The following is a 19518-nucleotide window of genomic DNA, read 5'->3' on the forward strand; positions in this document are numbered from 1 at the left end:
AATGGCTTTGATTCTAGATATTGCCGCGATTCAGCGTCAATTCAGTGAAGTGATGTTCTATCTTTAACCTCACTGGAGCGACAAATTTAAATGATGTAAAAACATCATTTTTGATGATGGCTAAAAATGATGATCAGGGAGTTGCTGCAGTGAAATCGAAACGACCTACGATCAGTGATGTAGCAGCCGCCGCAGGTGTCGGAGCTGCCACCGTTGATCGGGTGCTGAACGGGCGGGCGCGGGTTAAACCGGAAACGGCGCGGCGTATTTTGCAGGCGGCGGAGGCTATCAACTATCGTGCGGCCAATATCCTGCGGGAACGGGTCAAAGAGGTCGAACAGCAACAAAAACTGGGGTTCCTGCTGCTCAAGCAAAGCTGTCTGTTTTATCAGGGCCTCGGACGGGAACTGAAGCACGCCTGTGTGCAGGCAGGGCATCAGCCGGTGCTGACCTATATGGAAGATCTGCGGCCGGATGTACTGGCCGCAGAGCTGGACGCACTGGCAGGCAAAGTGGATGCGGTGGCCTTGCCGGTGGCTGACCACCCACAGATTCGGCAGGTGGTGCGTACCCTGTACGAGCGTGATATTCCCGTGGTGACTATTGTCTCGGACCTGGGAACTGCCGAGCGGATGGGGTTTATCGGGCTGGACAGCCGTATGGCGGGCCGCACCGCAGGGTGGGCTGTGGCTCGCCTGAGCCAGAAGCCCGGCAAGGTGGGCATCCTGTTAAGCAGCCATCGATACGCCTGTCAGGATACCTGCGAGGTCAGCTTTCGTTCCTACTTCCGCGAGAAAGCTCAGGACTTCCATGTGGTCGAGGCACTGATCAGTCTGGAAGAGCCGCGTCTGGCGCAAGAGGGGACGCTGGAGCTGCTGGAACTGCATCCTGATCTGGTGGCGATCTATGTTACCGGCGGCGGAGTGGAAGGCGTCATTGATGCGCTGCGTAGCAGTCCACGGGCGCAGGAGATTACGGTGGTATGCAATGAGCTGACTGATCTGACACGGGCAGCATTAGCTGACGGCATTGTTGATCTGGTGATTTCGCACCCATTGCCGTCACTGGCGGAAAAGACCGTGGATATGATGGTACGTGCCATTGGTGCTGGGAAAGGTTTCCGGCCTGAGATAGTGACGCTGCCGTTTGAGCTGTTTACTGCTGAAAATATCGAGCCAACGGGGTGCTGACCCACTGCAACACGTTCAGGGGCTGATCGGGGCATGCAGACAGAGCAGGCGGCAGGGGATTGCAGCGTCATCCCCGGAGCCTGTGGGGGCATCTGAAGCGATAGCCTCAGGAGTCGGAAATTTTCACCGGGTTGGAGTTGAACAGGTAGCCGTCGAATTCGGGTGCACCGTGTTCGGACAGCCCCATCAGCGTATCTTTGACGTGCTCAAGGTGCTGCCACATGGCCTGACGTGCCTCGATGGAATCACGACGCTGGATCGCGGCGAGGATGCGGTCATGATCACCCAGCCATTTCTCGCGATAGGTCTGATCGGTGATATGAGAGTGCAGCTGCTTCCACATGGAGCTGCGTTCACGGCGCTCCCACAGGTTCAGCACGATATCCACCAGCACACTGTTCTGGGTCGCCTCGGCAATGGCCAGATGGAACATCTTGTCGCCATCGTAGTCAGCGGTGCCCTGCTCGATATTCTTGCGCTCCATGTCGAGGGCTTCGCGCATCTGTTTGATATTGCTCTTGGTCACCTGAGTGGCAGCAAATTCAGCGATATGGCTTTCAATCAGCTGACGCGCCTGCATCATCTCAAAGGGGCCGGCATCTTCTGCGTCCACGCTCTTTTCTTCGTGCTCTGCCGAAGGCTGCACGGAAGGGAGCTTGATGACGTAAACGCCGCTGCCCTGACGCACTTCTACCAGTTCCATCAGTTCCAGCATGATAAGCGCTTCACGCACTACCGCCCGGCTGACTGACAGCTTTTCGGCAATGTCCCGCTCAGGTGGCAGGCGGTCACCAATCTTGTAACGCCCGTCGGCCAATTCCTGATAGAGCTTGTTGCCTATCTCCTGATAGAGGCGCTTGGGTTTAATTATTTTACTGTTCATGGATTTGACTCTGTCCAGACGCACGCACTCTGAATGTCCACTGTGGCTGTAAGGTTCGATCTGGGAACCCGTATTCTGTTAGGTTCGAGGCTCCCAGATCAACCAGCCTGCAGACAAATTGCCATGCCGTTCACGTTATGACTGCAGAGCAATTAGTCGCATTGATCAGTCAGCCTTACTGCGCCAGTGCATCAATGGCTTTGACATAGTCAGCAATGGCGGTATTTTTCAGCGCCTCATCATGCATGGGTTTGACTGCATCGATAAAGGGAGCCTTGTCGACGGTCACGATGGTCACGCCCATGTCTTTGGCTTTCTTCATCTCGGCATCAACGTTTTCCGCCCAGATCTGCTTCATGTATTCCATGGACTCGCGGCCAGCCTGTTTCATCGCGGTCTGTTCTTCGGGGGTCAGCTTGTCCCAGGTTTTGGTGCTGATGACCAGCACGTCAGGGATCATGGTGTGCTCATCCAGATTGAAGAACTTGGCCACTTCGCCGTGACGGTAGGTAGTAATGGAGTTGATGTTGTTCTCTGCACCATCCACCACGCCCTGTTGCAGAGCGGTGTACAGCTCACCGTAGGGGATAGGGGTGGGAGCTGCGCCCATCAGCTCGACCATCTTGATGGCAGTGGGGCTGGGCTGAACGCGGATCTTCAGGCCTTTCAGGTCAGCCGGGGTATTGATGGCTTTCTTGGTGTAAAAGCTGCGCGCACCGGCGTCGTAGTAGGTGATACCGATAAAGCCGTACTGGCGGGAAGAATCGAGGATCTTGTCGCCCACTTCCTTGCTTTCCAGGGCACGGTAGAAGTGTTCACGATCATGGAACAGGTAAGGCACGTTGAACGCGCCGTAGTCGGCATCAAAGGATTCCAGCTCGCTGGCGTTGGATTTGGCCATATCCAGCGCGCCGTTCTGCAACAACTCCATGGATTCACGCTGGTTGCCCAATTGTCCGTTGGGGTAGATACGGATGCGTACTTCGCCGTGAGTCTTGTCTTTCACCAGGTCGGCGAAGTGCTTCATGGCAATGTGTACGGGCGCTTTTTCGTCACCATTGTGGCTGAGTTTCAGGGTGGTAACGGCATGGGCAGACAATGTCAGTCCACTTGCCAGTACTGCCAGGGCCACTTTGGTCAGAATTCGCTTCTGAGAAAACATACGGGTTCTCCAACGTTGATCTTGTTTTTTTACGTGGGTACCGGCCAGCGATGATGCTGGATACCGGACAGTGTCTCGTGTGGTGACAGCTTCTGCTCCCTGACTGCCATTGCTGGCGAGTTGACTGCGGGGCGGTTTAAGTGTCCGGACCAACTTTGCCACGCTCACTTCTATTGGTCAACCAGATGATTTATCTGGTTGACCATTGGTTTGCCAGTGGTGCATTATCGGCCCCATTGCTGCTTCGCTGTCAGGGTATTGTCATGTCCGACGAGCTATAAAGCTGGTTTGACTGCGCAAATGGTCTGATAAGTTGCAGAGTAAACACAATAATAACCAATGGGTGGGCGACCACCTCTCTGGAAGGTGGCCAAACACTGCGGTGGCCATCGTCACCTGGAGGCTACATGAACAAAGTCGTATCGATCCTGGATAGCCTGCTGTCCAAATTCTGCATCTTCCTCACCGTTATTCTGGTCGCCTGCGTGGTCTGGCAGGTGTTCTCCCGCTACGTACTGAGCACCCCCAGTACCGTCACTGACGAAATGGCGCGTTTTCTCTTCATCTGGGTAGGGTTAATGGGCGCTGCCTACACCCTGGGGCAGAAGAAGCATCTGGCCATGGACTTCCTGCTGATGTCGCAGGAAGGGCGCTCCAAAGCGTTACTGCAATTCATCATTGACCTGGCCTGTGTGTTTTTCGCCGGAGTGGTGATGCTCTATGGCGGTGGCACGCTGATGGAAAAAACCCTGAGTGTGGGTCAGCTGTCACCGGCACTGGGAATTCAAATGGGGCTGATCTACCTGGCCCTGCCACTGAGCGGGTTCTTCATGCTTGCCTATCTGCTGCGTGATCTGTGGGTCTCTTTGCAGACCTTTGCCTTTTCCCATCACTGACAGCGAATCGCTTGTTAAAACAAGGATAAGAATATGGACTGGTCAGCAATGTTGGCTTTGTTTGGTAGCTTCTTCCTGATGCTGGTACTGGGGGTGCCTATCTCCTTTGCCATCGGGATTTCCTCGATTATTTCCATCGCTATGGTGTTGCCCTTTGATGCGACTCTGGCGGTGGTATCACAAAAAATGGCCTCCGGCCTCGACAGCTTTACGCTGTTATCGATCCCGTTTTTCATTCTGGCCGGCAATATCATGAACCGCGGCGGTATTGCCCTGCGCCTTATTGAGTTCTCCAAAGTACTGGCAGGCCCGATGCCGGGTGCGCTGGCCCACGTCAACGTCATTGCCAACATGCTGTTCGGGTCGATTTCCGGCTCGGCGGTGGCCGCGGCTGCAGCGGTGGGCGGCACCATGTCACCGTTGCAGAAAAAGAGCGGTTATGACCCGGTTTACTGCGCGGCGGTCAATATCACGTCCTGCCCGACCGGGTTGCTGATTCCACCCAGTAATGCGCTGATTGTGTACTCGCTGATTTCTGGCGGCACCTCCATTGGTGCGCTGTTCCTCGCCGGTTATGTCCCCGGCCTGCTGATGGGGCTGGGAGTAATGCTGGTCGCCGGTATCATTGCCAAACGCCGTAACTACCCTGTCTCTGAGCGGGTCAGTCTGTCCGATGCCTGGACAATTACCCTGCGTGCGCTGCCCAGTCTCGGTCTGGTGGTCGTCATCATGGGCGGTATCGTTGCCGGTATCTTTACTGCGACTGAGGCATCTGCCGTTGCGGTGGTGTACACCCTGTTACTGGCGCTGGTGTTCTACGGTGAGCTGACGGTGCGTGAGCTGCCCAAGATCATCCTTGAATCCATCATGACCTCCTCGATGATCATGCTGCTGATCGGCGCCTCCATGGCCATGGCCTGGGCGATGGCCAATGCGGATATTCCTTTCATGATCAGCGATGCGCTGATGGGCATTTCCGAGAACCCCATTGTCATTCTGCTGATCATCAACGTCATACTGCTGGTGGTCGGTGTCTTTATGGACATGACTCCCGCGCTGCTGATCTTTACCCCGATCTTCCTGCCAGTGGCTAAAGATCTGGGCATGGACCCCGTGCACTTCGGCATCATGATGACCTTCAACCTCTGTATCGGCCTGTGCACGCCGCCGGTGGGCAGTGCCCTGTTCGTGGGCTGTTCCGTCAGCGGGGTGAAGATCGACAAGGTCGTTAAACCACTGCTGCCGTTCTTCGTTGTGCTGATTCTGTGCCTGTTGCTCGTTACCTATGTCCCTCAGGTCAGCCTGTTCCTGCCTCAGGTTCTGCTTGGCTACCAGTAACACCCGAACATCAATCTTTGCTACCCACTTTCCTCACGGAGAATAAGAAATGAAACCAGTCAAACACTGGGAGTTTGTCCAAGCAGCAGGCAACAGGATTGATCTTGAGTGTGATGGCAAACACTCATTGCATTTGTTTGTGCTGGAGCACGAGCTGATTCGGGTGCTGTTTAAAAAGAATAAACAGAGCGTGGTCGACAAAACCTGGTCAATCGCTACCAGCGATCAGGATGTAGCGCTGCAGGGCCGCGACCGCATGAGTACAGATGGCTTTTCCCTGCCAGACTTCAAACTGGAGCATCTGGATTCAGGCCTGCGGCTGGAAACAGCAGGTTTGCGCCTGACCGTGGAAAAGCCATTACGTCTGATCTGGGAGCACAAATGCGTGGCGACCGGCGACTGGCAGCCACTGGCGCAGGATCGCACCAGCGGCGCCTATATGTTCGGTGTGACGGAAAACACTGTCAGCCATTTTATGGCACGCAAGCGTGACGACCGTTACTACGGCCTGGGCGAGAAAGCCGGCAACCTGAACCGGGCGGGCAAGCGTTTCCAGATGCGCAATCTGGATGCCATGGGCTATGACGCAGAAACCACCGATCCGCTGTACAAACACATTCCTTTCTACATCGTGCGTCAGCAGGACGATGCCAAAGGGCAGGGCGTCAGTTACGGCCTGTTCTACGATAACCTGGCCAGCTGCTGGTTTGATCTGGGAAACGAACTGGACAACTATCATGGTTTCTACCGCAGTTACCGCGCTGAAGACGGTGATCTCGACTATTACATGGTTTTTGGCCCCAGTACGCTGGAGGTGACACGACGCTACACACAGCTGACCGGGCGCACCGCCTTCGGGCCGAAGTGGAGCCTCGGCTACAGTGGCTCGACTATGCATTACACTGACGCTGATAACGCGCAGGAGCAGCTGCTGCAGTTCGTTGAGCTGTGCAAGCAGCACAACATTCCCTGCGACTCTTTCCAGCTGTCATCGGGCTATACCTCCATCAACAACAAACGCTATGTCTTCAACTGGAACTACAGCAAGGTGCCGACGCCAGAAGTCATGAGTGCTGACTTCCACCGTGCCGGAATGAAGCTGGCAGCCAACATCAAGCCCTGTTTGCTGCAGGATCACCCACGCTTTGCTGAAGTGAAAGAAAAAGGACTGTTCATCAGAGACTCTGAGACTGACGAGCCGGAATCATCGCAGTTCTGGGATGATGAAGGTTCGCATCTGGACTTTACCAACCCGGACACTATCGACTGGTGGAAGGCCAATGTCACCGAGCAGTTGCTGGCCAAGGGCATCGACTCGACCTGGAACGACAACAACGAATACGAAGTATGGGATTCGGCAGCACGTTGCGTCGGCTTCGGTAAGGAAATGCCAGTTCGGCGCATTCGCCCGCTGCACACGCTGCTGATGATGCGTGCCTCTTTCGAGGCTCAGCAGGCGTTTGCCAGCGAACTGCGCCCCTATCTGATTTCCCGCTCTGGCTGTGCCGGGATGCACCGTTACGCCCAGACCTGGACCGGCGACAACTACACCAACTGGAAAACCCTGCGCTACAACACCCGCATGGGCCTGGGCATGAGCCTGTCAGGCTTATACAACGTTGGTCACGATGTCGGCGGTTTCGCCGGTATGCGCCCCGAACCCGAGCTGTTTGCCCGCTGGGTACAGAACGGCGTGATGCACCCGCGTTTCACCATTCACTCCTGGAATGATGATCGTACCGTCAATGAGCCCTGGATGTATCCGGAAGTGACACCGGTCATCCGTGAGGCCATGGCGCTGCGCTATCGCCTGTTGCCGTACTTCTATCATCTGCTGTGGCTGGCTCACGATGCCCATGAGCCTATGCTGCGCCCGACCTTCCTTGACCATGAGCATGATGCCCGGACCTTTGAAGAGTGTGATGACTTCATGCTGGGCCGTGATCTGCTGGTCGCTTCCGTGGTGGAGCAGGGGCAACGTCAGCGTCAGGTGTATCTGCCTGATAACGGCGACGGCTGGTACGACTTCCACCGTCAGAACTGGTACGCCGGTGGCCAGACCATCACGTTGTCGGCAGCGCTGGAGGAGATCCCACTGCTGGCCCGTGCAGGGGCCATCATTCCCGCAAGTAGCCGTGTTGCTCACGTTGATGCCAGTCAGGACAGTCAGCGTCAGTTGTTGGTCTTCCCCTACAAAGGTCAGGGGCAGGGCAGCACCACGGTATTTGATGATGACGGCGAAAGCTTTGCCTATCGTCAGGGTGGTCATTTGCTGCTGCAGATCGACATGCAGTGCAGTCATGAGCGCATTGAGCTGCAGATCGCTAGGTCAGGTCACTGGGTGCCTGCCTATACGTCACTGACGCTGGAGCTGCCGGTGGGTGAGAAGCGCGCGCTGTTCATCAACGGCAAGCAGTACGCCCATGGCGCTGCCTTTGCGCTTGCTGATGCGCAGGTTCGTGCGTAACCGCGCCCGCTGCTCACTATACGGAGGATCACGATGAAATCATTTATGGACGAAGACTTCCTGCTGTCTTCAAACACTGCGCGGCGCCTGTACCACGACTTCGCCAAAGATCAGCCGATCTATGACTATCACTGTCACCTGAGCCCAAGGGACATTGCCACCAACCGCCAGTTTGCCGATATCGGCGAGCTGTGGCTGGAAGGTGATCACTACAAGTGGCGGGCCATGCGCAGCGCCGGCATTGCCGAGGAGCTGATTACCGGCGAACGCTCGTTCAGGGATAAGTATCAGGCTTGGGCCAGAACGGTACCGCAGTGCATTGGTAACCCTATTTATCACTGGACTCATCTGGAGTTACGCCGGCCGTTCGGGATTGATTCCGTGCTGTTTTCGCCGGTCACGGCAGAGTCGGTGTGGGGCCAGTGCAATGAGCTGCTGGCTGACCGTGCTTTCTTCGCCCGCGGCATCATGCAGCAGATGAACGTGCGCATGGTCGGCACCACGGACGATCCGGCAGACAGCCTGGAACACCATCGCAGTATCGCTGCTGATAGTGAGTTTGATATCGCAGTGTTGCCCACCTGGCGGCCTGACCGCTCTTTCAAGATTGATCAGCCGACGTTCCCTGAGTACATGGAGAAACTGGGCAAGGCGGCGGATATCAACATCAGCCGATTTGCAGATCTGTTACAGGCCCTGAGCCGTCGTCTTGAACACTTTGCCGCGCACGGCTGCTGTGCGGCGGATCATGGTATCGAGATCATGCGTTTTGCCGAGGTGCCTGCAGAGCAGGTGCTGGACGGCATTCTGCACAAGGGCCTGAAGCGTCAGGCGCTGAGCGAACTGGAAATTGCACAGTTCTTCACTGCGGTGCAGGTCTGGCTCGGGCGTGAGTACGCCCGACGCGGCTGGGCGATGCAGCTGCATATCGGGGCGCAGCGTGACAACTCTACCCGTATGTTCCACCGTCTTGGCAAGGATGCCGGCTTCGACTCCATCGGCGATCAGCTGGTGGCTTATCCGCTGGCACGTTTCCTTGATGCACTGGATGTCACTGACGAATTGCCCAGAACGATTCTCTACTGCCTGAACCCGCGTGATAACGAGGTGATGGCCACCATGATCGGTAACTTTCAGGATGGCAGCATTCCCGGCAAGGTGCAGTTTGGTTCGGGCTGGTGGTTCAACGATCAGAAAGACGGCATGATCCGCCAGCTGGTCAGCCTGTCACAGATGGGACTGCTGAGCCGCTTTGTCGGTATGCTGACCGACTCGCGCAGTTTTCTGTCTTACACCCGTCATGAGTATTTCCGCCGTATTCTCTGCGAACTGATCGGCAGCTGGGTGGAAAATGGCGAAGCACCGGCGGACTTTACCCTGCTGGGGCCCATGATTGCTGACATCTGCAGCAATAACGCCGTGGAGTATTTCGGTCTGGGGCAGCGCTGATCTGAGCTGTACCCGGTGTGCTTACGAATGGGTGAGGTGTGTCTGGCGTCTTGGCACTGCAGGCGAACACCTCACGGTTCGTGAGCACAAGCTGCCGGTATCCCATGCTCCAGCAATTCCATTTTCCAGCTATCCAGCTATCCAGAGCACTGGGCACTCTGACCAATGAGACAGCGGTGACGTTTTTCCGCTGCCTCCTCTCATCCTGTCTAGCGTGGCTGTTCGTCAGCACAGATCACGTAGTTATCAATTTCCTTGCGCTGATGGACGGCGGTCTGCAGGCGATAGATCGCTGTCATCATCATGTCCATGCTCATACCGACCGATTGCTGTGACGGAATGTTATTGCCACCGGCCCTGTCGGCTGCGCTCAGAGCCTGATGCACGTTGACACGAAGATTGTCCTCAACGGCAAGCAGGGCGAAGTAGAAGGTTTTCTCACGGGGGCAGAGGATCAGGCTGGAGAGTGATTTCGTTTGCTGCCAGACGTCCGTCAGTAAGGCCTGTAAGGGGTTCTGGTCAGTGGGAGTGCCCGTCTGCTGCAAGGTCGTCAGCGTGTGTTCAAGGGTGTCTGCCAGAGACAGCAGCTCCTTGATCTGCAGTTTGATCTGCTTGTGCCTTTCCTCGAAGGAGGCATTGAAGTGGTAAAGCTCGGTGATCTTGAACGTGGCATAAAGTGCCGAAGACACCAGCACCAAGAACAGCAGTACAGCGGGAAGCAGGGCAGAGTCCATGGGTTTACGCAGAGTGAGCAGCATGTTGACAGCCCTTCAGTGCGGTATCGGAATGCCTGTTGGTCAGATCAAAGCCGATAATCGGTTATTTCTGATTGCCCACGGCGATTTCCAACACCTTGGTCCAGTGGTTAATGACTTTCTTTCTGTTGAGGGAGAGTTTCTCCGCCATGTCATCATCAATTTGCCGCAACTTTGCCTGAGTGGTGGCCAGCTCAGCGACCGAATGCGCGATAAAACTGTTCCATTCCTGTTGCAGGCACTCTGGATCCGGATGATTCATCAGCATCAATGCCAGTATGGAATCTGAAATCGCCAGATGATTCTCCAGTTCGTAATGCTTGGTCCTCAGCTCCGCTACCGAGGCCGCAATACTATCTATGGACTGCAACAGCTCTCCCACGCGCCCGGTGAGGCCGCCGAGAGCCTGGGTCATTTCAGCATTCAACTTTTCCATCAGATCACACCCTCTGGTGACATAGATCTACTGCTCTGCGAACAATCTACGCTTAATGCTGAGCTGAAAAAATGGCAGGCAGAAGGACATACTGCCTGCCGTGACGCCGATCAGAGCCGGAAGGTCGCGATTTCCCTGTTCAGTGAGTCGGACAGTTCAACCAGTTTCACCACGGCGGTACTGGTCGCCTGGCCCGATTCGGTGGACTGTTCGGCAATATCGCGAATGGTGACCAGATTCATATCCACTTCCTTGGCCACCGTCGCCTGCTGTTCAGCCGCACTGGCAATCAGCAGGTTACGGTCATTGATCTCACTGACGGACTGCATGATGACCTCCAGTGCAGAATCCGCTTCCTGTGATACCTGCAGGGTGGTTTGAGCGCGTCGGGTGCTGCTTTCCATGGAGGTGACGGCCTGACGCGCACCGGACTGTACTTCCGCGATCATCACTTCAATTTCATGGGCGGAGTCTTGCGTACGCTGTGCCAGTGACCGCACTTCATCTGCCACAACAGCAAAGCCACGGCCCTGCTCACCTGCACGGGCTGCTTCAATCGCTGCGTTCAGCGCCAGTAGATTGGTCTGCTCTGACACAGCCCGGATCACATCCAGCACCTTGCTGATATTGGCGGCCTTGTCAGCCAGCGCCGTGATGCTCTGCGAAGTACTGTCGATGTCACGGGTAAGGCTGTTAATCTCATTCATTGTCTGCGACACCAGACGTTTGCCCTGATCAACCGCTCTGGCCGAAGCCTGTGATGCTTCCGATGTGGACGTGGCGTTATTGGCTACATCTTCTATGGCTGCGGTCAGTTCGTTGACTGCTGTGGCGGCCTGCTGAATCTGATCGTTCTGATGAGTCAGCCCCTGCAGTGTGTGCGCTGTGGCGGAGTCGATGTCGGCAGAGTTGTCAGCCAGCTGGTGGCTGGTGTGCTGCAGCTTGGAGACAATGGAGCGCAACGCATCCTGCATGGATTTTAAGGCTGACAGCAGTATCGCCAGTTCATCACGCCCAGCTGCGTTGATCGAATTGTTCAGATCCCCGGAGGCAATGTGTTTGGCGATTGCCACTGCTTCCTGCAGTGGTCCCTTGATGCTGCGGATGGTAACGACGGCAATGATGGCAACCACAACAGCCATGATGGCCAGTACCAGAATCAGTATCCAGAGCGAGCTTTCGGCGTTGGCTTTGGCATCTTCACCTGCCTCATCGGCTCCCTGACGGTTCAATTTGACCAGATCTTCCAGATGTTCACCCATCTGACCCGCCGCGCTGTTCATCTGCACAATATCATCAGGGGTAGGGGTCGTGGCATCGGCAATCGAGGCAAGCACCCGACCCTGCGCCGCCTCATACTTCATCTCGGACTGCTGAAATTTTTGAAAAAGAGTACGCTCTTCCTCGGAGCTGATCAGTTTGTCGTAGTGCTGCATATCCTCTTTGTAGACGCGTTTATGCTCCTTGATATCATCCATGTCCCTGAGCTGCTCGTTGCGATCGGAGGCCACGAAAATTCTCAGGGTATGAACACGAATTTCGTACACATCAATGGAGATCTTGCCGAGGATGGCGATGCTGGCGAGCCAGTTTTCTTCCAGCTGCTGGGCATCATTCTTCATCATGTTAATTCTGTGAATGCTCAGCAAACCCACGCCAAGCAGGACAAGAAAGAGAAAGCCAAAGCTGATGGCGGTTCGGGCACTGACACTGATATTCCTTAAACTCACCGGCATACTCCCTTTGGTTTGTTGACTGACGGTTGGGTGACAAGACGGAAAACTTATAGTAATCCTGACTTTCAGGACAGGAAGCCCCTTCGAGTATTTGGTACTCAGATTGGCGTCATCGAAGTGCAGAAAGGGACATTTCGTTAAAGATGTGCAGCTGTGAGGGTAGGTGAGAAGGCTGGAGCCCGGTCATTCCGGATAGCCAGCCTTGTAGAAAAGGCAACGAGGGACGTGTATTACAGTTTGAAGGAAGCGACTTCTACCGACAGGGACCGTGCAAGATCCTAGAGGGTGGGACAGCAGCTGGTGCTGCCTTGCTGCTGGACACTATCCAAAAAACAGCCTCCCCCGACAACTAAGACGCCGAGTCACCCTCTAAATCAGGTCTGGCAGACACACTGCCATCTCGCCTATTAGGATGGGACAATCTGGTTTTGGATTCTGTTTATTTGATATCTGAAGAAAAGAGATATCACACCATCAATTTATAAATAATTCATAGGCAGGTCAGGTAGTAAGTTACTCAAATCACGATTAGACTCCTGAAAGTATTCGTGAAGATAATGTTCAATTTCCTCAGACATCAGATTTTTTGGAATAACATCAATGATTCTATCTGAAAAGGGTGCAATCTTATTTATGTCTGCCAATGACTGTGGCAATAGATTGTAATTAAATTCAGAGCTTCTAAAGTAGTTAATGGCTAGTTGACTTCTTTGTTTTGATAATTCTAAAGATGGATTAACTATCGTGCTATAATTCTCATCGGTTGCTGTATTCTTAATATCTAAAAATGTAAATATTTTATCAAGATATTTATTGGGTTGAGTATTTATATCTTCAAAGTAGCAAATTTGTACATTTTCTCTTCCAAAAAGAGAAAAATAAAATCTAGCTATTTTATTAAAGTGGTAAGCATCAAGATCAAAGCCTCTTACCTTCCAACTACTTACCCTCAGTAGGTCTTGTAATGTCGCAACAAGTCCCGCTTTTAAAAGTTGGTTGTAAATAGAGGGGATTAACGTACTTTGACAACGAATCGACAAGATAATTCTAGCATCAGGATCTAAACAGGCGATACGCTGCGCAATCAGCTGCTGGTCATAGTGGCCGCTAGCTGGGTGGCCCGATAAACGCTCGGCAGATATTACTGTTTTCTTATTTTCCTCGTGCTGTATTAAGTTGAACTCGCGTGTTGCTGTTTCTCTACAATACATATAAGGATTAGATGATATTATTGTTTTTAGTAACGGAGTTGCTGCAGGGTTCTTAGTGTTATTTGCAACGTTCACTTCAGGATGCACTCTGAAGATAATATCTTGCAGCCAGGTTGTAGCGGTCTTGTGCAACCCTATATGCCAATACATGGATTTTATTCTCCTTATCTAGTCAGCCAGTGTTGACAGTCCCAGCCAGTCATTGCCTCAAGCCGCTTAACCTCTGGCCGGAAAATTTCTACTAAGTACTCTCTCGCCTCATGAGACATTTTTGATTTGTAAGGAATATGATGCTGTTGTATAAAATCAGGAGCCGGTATTTGGCGAATGTTCAGAAAATCATAGAGTGAACAAAGAATGTCAGAATGATTATTCTTTAGATCTTCATAACGAATTAAATGAATTTGTTCTTTTGGAAAATATTGATAATACCTTGATAATTGATCCGAATAGAATCCTCTATCAATATAAGAATAGACACGGTGTTGTAGTGGTGAAAAATTTGCACATCGTTCTTTTTCCGTTGTAATTGCTGTATAGAAGTCAATGTTATCTTTCGCTCTATGATATTCCATATTCCAGTGTGAATATGCCCTTTCTATTGGGTTGCGTAATATGAAGGCGAATTTCATGCTTGGGTTATGTTCAAATATTCTCGCGGGCGCGAGCTTCCAGTACAAGTATATGGGCGTTGCATCGAAATAAATACCTGATTCGCCTTTAGGGAAAAAGGACTGGAGATACGAATCTGACTCCCAGGCTTCTTCTTTGTCAAAATAATGTAACTCTTTGGCGCGGGGGGCCACCAGGTCAGGATGGTCTTTCAGATAGTTGAATAGGGCGGTTGTCCCTGCTTTTTGTGCACCACCTACAAGAAATCCTAATTGCGTCACTTAGCCAATCCTTAGTTAAATACTGCCTGGTATACGATTCCGTTTTTTTCCTCGCGAATAGGAACAATAAAAATGGCGAGCGCAGGCAGCGCAGGGTTGAATAAGTGATAGGTACCTTGAGGCAGTATGGTTTTACTGTTGCTGGCAAACGTTAGTGAAAAGGGTGTTCTTGTAAGGTCTGGGTGCGGGCTTCGCAGGGACACGTTCATCAGCGTGCACTCTATGCCGGTATCTCCTACAACAAAGGTTTGCTCAAGCACTCTTTTGAAGTCTTCATGGGTTATAAGGTTCAGGTCGATAGGAGAAGTCATGGCATTGATTCCAGCATTGTGCAGATAGTGGGTAGAAAGGTAAACGCGTATTGATCATAGTGCAACCTGTATGGTGCGTGATGTGATATATGCCTTGGTGGAAGACAAATCCATTCAGTGCAAAGGTGGCTGCACCATATTATATGCTTGCCTTGGTGACTGGTGGGTTTAACTGCAGAGAGTAGATATGAATTACTTGGACGTATTGGTAAATCAGGATATTCGTTTTCGCCAGCGGGCTGAAAATGATTTTTCTTTTCTTGAGGCATTGTATCTTTCTGTCCGGTGGGAAGAAATGGCAAGCACTGGGTGGTCAGAGACTCAAATTAGCCTGTTTCTCAAGGATCAGTTCAAACTACAAACCCTGCATTATGATAAATATTATGCTGATGCTGAGTTTCAGATTGTGCAGGCTGGTGAGGAAGATATAGGCAGGTTGTACATTTATCGTTCTGCAGACGAAATCAGGATTGTGGATATTTCGTTAATGCCGAGCGTCCGTAATAAGGGACTGGGTGGTGCACTGCTGGATAAGGTGTGTACGGAGGGGAAGGATACACACAAGAAAGTATCTATCCACGTTGAAGTATTTAACCCTGCACAAAGGCTTTACCTGCGAAAAGGTTTTAAGCCAGTTGGTGAGCCTAATGGCCCTTATCAGTTAATGGAGTGGAGCGCGAATTAAAGGTGAAGACGGGCGCCAAAAAGAAGGGCGATCGCCGGTGTCGATATGCTATCTGAGCTGATCAGTATGCCACCACCTTCGCGGCTCGCCAGCTCTCGACACACAGACTGATATAGCACAGCAGGTTATTGTATTGATCAGCGATTATTCTTACTCAACATGACCGTGGCTTACAGGAGCGAGCCCATGCCCTGAAGAATCAGGGCATGGACTAAATAATACGACTAGCGTCATGAAGGTCGTGGTGGATAGACCCCATTCAGGCAAATACACATATTCAGGGGTAGATAGGGTTGGCGGTTTTCATGTGCCTGACCGCCTGTCGGGCCGATCGAAGCGGGGTGTAATGTGGTATTGGGGGAGCCGTCTTTTTCCAGCGCAGTGAGTTGTGTGTAGGTGGTAGGCCCCGTCTGATAAGTGTAGGAGGACAGATAGCTGCCGGTGCCTGGCGCAGAAGACTTATTGGTAAAATCGCCCGGAACATTTAAGCGGTGCAGTGTGTGAGTGTGAGCGGGCATTTGTGACGCCGTCGGCGTTACAGAAGCGACACCTGATGAAACACCGTATTGAACATATTCCACCATTCCCGGCGTGACTGTTGTTGTCGGGTGCGCAACAGCTTTTTGGCGCAAATCTGGAATTGCAAAATTTTGGTTGGTCATACTTCCTCCAAATGCATTACCAATAACGACGAAAAGTAATTGATACTGACTGATGTTAAGTATGGCACCATTGCAAAATGCCCAGTCTTCAGGGGCAAACTTAAAAGCAAATGACCTGATTTCCCCAGTGAAACAGTCACTCATCATAATTCTCCTGAGTTATTCAATTAGGCTAAATGGCTGACTATGACTGAGTCGGGAATATGCCTTGTAAAGCGATAATATAATTGAGGCCGATATAGGGCATCATATTGTAATGCGCGGCATTGCTCCCCGTTGCACTGATGGCCTGAGCGTTGTAATTCACATCTTGTGTAGTCTGACCCTGCTGCGGGTTGGTGTACACGAGATAACTACTACTGCCCGTATCTGCAAAAAGAAGACTTGGGTTAGGAGTAGCACTGGTGGCGGTTAACGGACTGCAATACAGATCATGGGCATGAGCTGGTATTTGCGCCTCTGTTAAGGTGACCGACTGGCTGCCGCCACTTTGCCCCATCACCCGGTTGGTCAGCCCTGTTCCCTGGCCTTGCCCCACGGGAACACTGCCATTCATATTAGGCAGCTGAAAAGTGCTACGACCATCTCCGCCGTATATTGTCCCTATCAAGGCATACAAAGCCTGATAATCAACAATTGCTAACAACTGGCCATTACAGAAAGCCCAGTTTTCCGGCGCGTAATTGCCGGCAAAAATCCGGATTTCACCCAGATATGGATCCATTTTTACATCCTCTCAATATGCAATAAAAATGGTAGTGGGTTCTCAAGATCTGGGTGGGTAATAGCCCGATATACAGATGCAGAAGTTCGTCACCAAAAAGGGCTGCATATTGTTATGTGCCTGCCCACCTCCTGTGCTCGTCAATGAGGGTTGAATCTTCACTAAGTTGGAAGATGCCTGCCCATAAAGATTGGCAGGAGTGGGGCCGGCCCCCTGGGGGACGCCTGCATAAAAGGTATCTTTAGCAGCAGCATCGGTGCCAGTCTCCGTGGTGACCTGCACGTAGTGATTGTGAAGAGGTATCTGAGCGGCGGTAAGCGTAACCGCTTCAGCGCCGCCGGGCGTGGTGGCGGCATTCGGATAGGTATTACCCATCGGGGTGCGGCCACGCAGGTCGGGCAGGTTGAAGTACGTTTTTAAATCCCCCCCGTAGCTGTTCCCAAGCAGGGAATACAATGCCTGATTCTGTGTGATCTGAATAACTGCACCATCACACTTCGCCCAGCTGGTGGGGGCGAAGGGGAACGAGAACATCCTGATTTCACCTAAATACGCGTCACTCATAAGAGCATCTCCTTGTTAGCCAGGAAGGGCTTTAACTGCGCCTCAAGGTGTAGCTGAGAGAGTAGCTATATGTCCAGAAGGTGTGAGCTTTTTTTAGTAAAAGGAGATGTTTATCAGCATCAGCATCCCCGGCCACACGTATAAGTAATTCATAGACACCTGCACTGCAGGTCAGTGTGATTGATCATATTGGGATTAACGTACCAGACGTGGCGGAGGCCATTGGCTTCTTTCACGATCTGCTGGGTACCAGGGTGATCTCCGACATTCGTCCGGGTGAGATACCGGCGGCATGGAAAACCAGCTTTAACTGGCACCATTCCAGTGAGCTGAGTCGCTTTGTCATGCTGGAATTACCTGGTGGTTCAAAAATTGAGCTGTTTCAATATGAGGGCGCAGAGGTCAACCGGTCGCAACCTTATCAGGACGATGCAGGCTCCACGCACATTGCACTGCGTACCCCTGATATAGCCAAAAGTATTGGAATCATCAGAGCCAGAGGCTTGCAGGTGCTCAACGAGCCCATTACCAATGCTGACGGCGTAAAATGGTTTTACTTCAGAACACCGTGGGGGTCACAAATGGAGCTGGTCTCGCTGCCACATGCCTGACATCCTCACGGGCAGGCGCCTGACCGCAGAGCGCCTGTCACCATATCCATACCTTTCAGCTAAGACCCGCTTTTACTCGCTATCAGCCTGTTCATGCTCACTGAACAGCTCCGGATCGCCCTTAATGATGTCGGCTGTACGGCGGATATGGGCACAGAGCAGCTCCACAGCGCGGTCTGCATTACCGGCAATGGCTTCTTCCATCAGCAACGTATGCTCGGATTTCACGTCACGCTTAGTAGAAAACGCACGGGGCGCAGACAGTGTGCGATAGCGGTGGTGCTGATCTGCCAGCAGCTCACAGAAACTGACCAGCCAGCGTGAGCCGCACCCGGAGATCAGTGTACGGTGAAAGGCGCGGTGTAAGGGTTCCCAGTCAGGGTTGTCTTCAAAATGATCATCAGCCAGAGAGCGGGGCGTTTTGCTCAGGCGATGATGAGCCAGCACCAGTTCCTCTTCCCAGACGGTCGAGCGGGCAGCAATAGACTCGCGCAGGGCACGTTCTTCAAGCCAGCAGCGCGTTTTCGTGATCTCCTCCAGATCCTGAGCACTGATGCCTGCCACCACAAAGCCACGTAGTTCACGTTTTTCCACAAGATTGTCGGAGATCAGCCGGTTGAGAGCCTCCCGTACCGGGGTGGCGCTGGTGGAGTAACGTTCCGTCAGAGTATCGATGGTGAGTTTGCTGCCAGGTTCAAGCTGACCGCTCAGAATGTCGATGCGTAGCTGGTCGTAGAGGCTGGTGGCCCGTGTCGCGACGCCATTAACAGTGATCAGAGAGGGTTTACGGGCCATAAGTGTTTCTTCATTCCATTGCCTGGGAAACGTGTGCTGACGGAAAGCTTACATGACGTCAGGCTTGTGATTGTATGCAAATAATGCTCAAAATAAAAATAATATATTAAAACAAGCAGGAGCAAGTCCCGTGTCAAATGTAAGCCTTGAACAAGCCCGAGTTATTGTAGACAACGCGTTACAGATCGCGCGAGAAAAGGGATTCAGGCCTATGGCCGTCGTGGTTATCGATAGTGCAGGCCACCCCGTACTGAGCCTGCGCGAGGATGGTGCCAGTCATTTGCGACTGGAGATCGCCGCAGGCAAGGCGGGCGCCAGTATCGGCATGGGAAGCAACAGTCGTGTGCTGGCCAAGCGGGCAGCAGAAATGCCCGGATTTTTCTCTGCTATTGCCAGTACCGCATCGCAACCCTTCATTCCTCAGACGGGGGCCGTTCTGATTGTTCAGGGCGAAGAGGTGATGGGGGCGGTAGGAGCGTCAGGTGGAACAGGGGATGAAGACGAGATGATTGTTATTGGCGGGATAGAAGCCGCCGGGCTGAGCTATCGCTAAAGAGAGCGCAGATTAAAAGCAGTGTAGGGGAAGGCTGCCGGTGGGCAGCCTTCGCTATTTATGTGGTTTGTCTTTTGCGGGCAGGCCGTTGCTGGTTTGTGTAGGGTCATTCCATTTTCTATAAATAATATATTAAAAATTTTATTAAATAATATTGTATTTTTAGTTGCCGCTTTACGCATTCCTGTATATGGTTC

Annotated in this window: 20 protein-coding genes; 8 read left to right on the forward strand and 12 right to left on the reverse strand. The window is 52.5% G+C overall.

The window, feature by feature from the left end:
• Positions 1-149: 149 nt before the first annotated feature.
• Complete coding sequence (locus QCD60_RS22785; protein WP_279788741.1) at positions 150-1190, forward strand: LacI family DNA-binding transcriptional regulator; 1041 nt, start codon at positions 150-152, stop codon at positions 1188-1190.
• A 106-nt stretch (positions 1191-1296) separates the two neighbouring features.
• Here the strand turns inward: QCD60_RS22785 and QCD60_RS22790 are convergent, their stop codons facing one another.
• Complete coding sequence (locus QCD60_RS22790; RefSeq protein WP_104154549.1) at positions 1297-2073, reverse strand: FCD domain-containing protein; 777 nt, start codon at positions 2071-2073, stop codon at positions 1297-1299.
• A 175-nt stretch (positions 2074-2248) separates the two neighbouring features.
• Positions 2249-3235 carry a TRAP transporter substrate-binding protein gene (locus QCD60_RS22795; RefSeq protein ID WP_104154550.1) on the reverse strand — a complete coding sequence of 329 codons (987 nt, stop codon included), beginning with the start codon at positions 3233-3235 and terminating at the stop codon, positions 2249-2251.
• Positions 3236-3642: 407 nt separating this feature from the next.
• Here QCD60_RS22795 and QCD60_RS22800 point away from each other — a divergent pair, with 407 nt between their 5' ends.
• Genes QCD60_RS22800 through uxaC form a run of 4 tightly spaced genes read left to right on the forward strand, consistent with a single transcriptional unit; the run spans position 3643 to position 9385 of the window.
• Entirely contained in the window at positions 3643-4131 is a 489-nt protein-coding gene (locus QCD60_RS22800; RefSeq protein ID WP_279788744.1) for a TRAP transporter small permease, read from the forward strand.
• Between the two features lie 33 nt (positions 4132-4164).
• The gene (locus tag QCD60_RS22805) at positions 4165-5469 is read left to right on the forward strand and encodes a TRAP transporter large permease (protein WP_279788747.1); all 1305 of its coding nucleotides are present in this window, start codon (positions 4165-4167) and stop codon (positions 5467-5469) included.
• A gap of 49 nt (positions 5470-5518) precedes the next feature.
• Complete coding sequence (locus QCD60_RS22810) at positions 5519-7936, forward strand: glycoside hydrolase family 31 protein (protein ID WP_279788749.1); 2418 nt, start codon at positions 5519-5521, stop codon at positions 7934-7936.
• A gap of 33 nt (positions 7937-7969) precedes the next feature.
• Entirely contained in the window at positions 7970-9385 is a 1416-nt protein-coding gene (gene uxaC, locus QCD60_RS22815; protein WP_279788751.1) for a glucuronate isomerase, read from the forward strand.
• Positions 9386-9594: 209 nt separating this feature from the next.
• On the opposite strand, the gene QCD60_RS22820 is transcribed toward uxaC, so the two are convergent.
• From QCD60_RS22820 to QCD60_RS22845, 6 genes are all read right to left on the reverse strand, one after another.
• Positions 9595-10143, reverse strand: coding sequence for a hypothetical protein (locus QCD60_RS22820; RefSeq protein WP_279788753.1), 549 nt, complete (start codon positions 10141-10143; stop codon positions 9595-9597).
• Between the two features lie 61 nt (positions 10144-10204).
• Positions 10205-10576 carry a hypothetical protein gene (locus tag QCD60_RS22825; protein WP_279788755.1) on the reverse strand — a complete coding sequence of 124 codons (372 nt, stop codon included), beginning with the start codon at positions 10574-10576 and terminating at the stop codon, positions 10205-10207.
• 110 nt (positions 10577-10686) lie between these two features.
• Positions 10687-12306: a methyl-accepting chemotaxis protein gene (locus QCD60_RS22830; protein WP_279788757.1), complete on the reverse strand. Its 1620-nt coding sequence runs from the start codon at positions 12304-12306 to the stop codon at positions 10687-10689.
• A gap of 485 nt (positions 12307-12791) precedes the next feature.
• Positions 12792-13673: a sulfotransferase domain-containing protein gene (locus QCD60_RS22835; RefSeq protein WP_279788759.1), complete on the reverse strand. Its 882-nt coding sequence runs from the start codon at positions 13671-13673 to the stop codon at positions 12792-12794.
• A gap of 14 nt (positions 13674-13687) precedes the next feature.
• Positions 13688-14416: a sulfotransferase gene (locus QCD60_RS22840; RefSeq protein ID WP_279788761.1), complete on the reverse strand. Its 729-nt coding sequence runs from the start codon at positions 14414-14416 to the stop codon at positions 13688-13690.
• Positions 14417-14427: 11 nt separating this feature from the next.
• A complete protein-coding gene (locus QCD60_RS22845; protein WP_279788763.1) occupies positions 14428-14727 on the reverse strand; it encodes a hypothetical protein in 300 nt (99 codons plus the stop codon).
• A 187-nt stretch (positions 14728-14914) separates the two neighbouring features.
• On the opposite strand from QCD60_RS22845, the gene QCD60_RS22850 reads away from it, so the two are divergent.
• Positions 14915-15412: a GNAT family N-acetyltransferase gene (locus QCD60_RS22850; RefSeq protein WP_279788765.1), complete on the forward strand. Its 498-nt coding sequence runs from the start codon at positions 14915-14917 to the stop codon at positions 15410-15412.
• Positions 15413-15642: 230 nt separating this feature from the next.
• Here the strand turns inward: QCD60_RS22850 and QCD60_RS22855 are convergent, their stop codons facing one another.
• From QCD60_RS22855 to QCD60_RS22865, 3 genes are read right to left on the reverse strand one after another with little or no spacing between them, the layout of a single operon-like run.
• Positions 15643-16221, reverse strand: a complete 579-nt coding sequence (locus QCD60_RS22855) for a tail fiber protein (RefSeq protein WP_279788767.1) — start codon at positions 16219-16221, stop codon at positions 15643-15645.
• A gap of 37 nt (positions 16222-16258) precedes the next feature.
• A complete protein-coding gene (locus QCD60_RS22860; RefSeq protein WP_279788769.1) occupies positions 16259-16798 on the reverse strand; it encodes a tail fiber protein in 540 nt (179 codons plus the stop codon).
• 42 nt (positions 16799-16840) lie between these two features.
• A complete protein-coding gene (locus tag QCD60_RS22865) occupies positions 16841-17362 on the reverse strand; it encodes a tail fiber protein (protein WP_279788771.1) in 522 nt (173 codons plus the stop codon).
• 176 nt (positions 17363-17538) lie between these two features.
• On the opposite strand from QCD60_RS22865, the gene QCD60_RS22870 reads away from it, so the two are divergent.
• Positions 17539-17973 carry a VOC family protein gene (locus QCD60_RS22870; protein WP_279788772.1) on the forward strand — a complete coding sequence of 145 codons (435 nt, stop codon included), beginning with the start codon at positions 17539-17541 and terminating at the stop codon, positions 17971-17973.
• 72 nt (positions 17974-18045) lie between these two features.
• Here QCD60_RS22870 and QCD60_RS22875 read toward each other — a convergent pair whose 3' ends face one another.
• A complete protein-coding gene (locus QCD60_RS22875; protein ID WP_279788774.1) occupies positions 18046-18768 on the reverse strand; it encodes a GntR family transcriptional regulator in 723 nt (240 codons plus the stop codon).
• A gap of 130 nt (positions 18769-18898) precedes the next feature.
• On the opposite strand from QCD60_RS22875, the gene QCD60_RS22880 reads away from it, so the two are divergent.
• Complete coding sequence (locus tag QCD60_RS22880; RefSeq protein ID WP_279788776.1) at positions 18899-19321, forward strand: heme-binding protein; 423 nt, start codon at positions 18899-18901, stop codon at positions 19319-19321.
• The last annotated feature ends 197 nt before the right edge of the window (positions 19322-19518 follow it).

Source organism: Pokkaliibacter sp. MBI-7, from assembly GCF_029846635.1.
GTDB lineage: Bacteria > Pseudomonadota > Gammaproteobacteria > Pseudomonadales > Balneatricaceae > Pokkaliibacter.

Coding starts and splice junctions, on each gene's coding strand:
- QCD60_RS22790 (WP_104154549.1), bottom strand. CDS start 2,073: ATGAACAGTAAAATAATTAAACCCAAGCGCCTCTATCAGGAGATAGGC.
- QCD60_RS22795 (WP_104154550.1), bottom strand. CDS start 3,235: ATGTTTTCTCAGAAGCGAATTCTGACCAAAGTGGCCCTGGCAGTACTG.
- QCD60_RS22800 (WP_279788744.1), top strand. CDS start 3,643: ATGAACAAAGTCGTATCGATCCTGGATAGCCTGCTGTCCAAATTCTGC.
- QCD60_RS22805 (WP_279788747.1), top strand. CDS start 4,165: ATGGACTGGTCAGCAATGTTGGCTTTGTTTGGTAGCTTCTTCCTGATG.
- QCD60_RS22810 (WP_279788749.1), top strand. CDS start 5,519: ATGAAACCAGTCAAACACTGGGAGTTTGTCCAAGCAGCAGGCAACAGG.
- uxaC (WP_279788751.1), top strand. CDS start 7,970: ATGAAATCATTTATGGACGAAGACTTCCTGCTGTCTTCAAACACTGCG.
- QCD60_RS22820 (WP_279788753.1), bottom strand. CDS start 10,143: ATGCTGCTCACTCTGCGTAAACCCATGGACTCTGCCCTGCTTCCCGCT.
- QCD60_RS22825 (WP_279788755.1), bottom strand. CDS start 10,576: ATGGAAAAGTTGAATGCTGAAATGACCCAGGCTCTCGGCGGCCTCACC.
- QCD60_RS22835 (WP_279788759.1), bottom strand. CDS start 13,673: ATGTATTGGCATATAGGGTTGCACAAGACCGCTACAACCTGGCTGCAA.
- QCD60_RS22845 (WP_279788763.1), bottom strand. CDS start 14,727: ATGACTTCTCCTATCGACCTGAACCTTATAACCCATGAAGACTTCAAA.
- QCD60_RS22850 (WP_279788765.1), top strand. CDS start 14,915: ATGAATTACTTGGACGTATTGGTAAATCAGGATATTCGTTTTCGCCAG.
- QCD60_RS22855 (WP_279788767.1), bottom strand. CDS start 16,221: ATGATGAGTGACTGTTTCACTGGGGAAATCAGGTCATTTGCTTTTAAG.
- QCD60_RS22860 (WP_279788769.1), bottom strand. CDS start 16,798: ATGGATCCATATCTGGGTGAAATCCGGATTTTTGCCGGCAATTACGCG.
- QCD60_RS22865 (WP_279788771.1), bottom strand. CDS start 17,362: ATGAGTGACGCGTATTTAGGTGAAATCAGGATGTTCTCGTTCCCCTTC.
- QCD60_RS22875 (WP_279788774.1), bottom strand. CDS start 18,768: ATGGCCCGTAAACCCTCTCTGATCACTGTTAATGGCGTCGCGACACGG.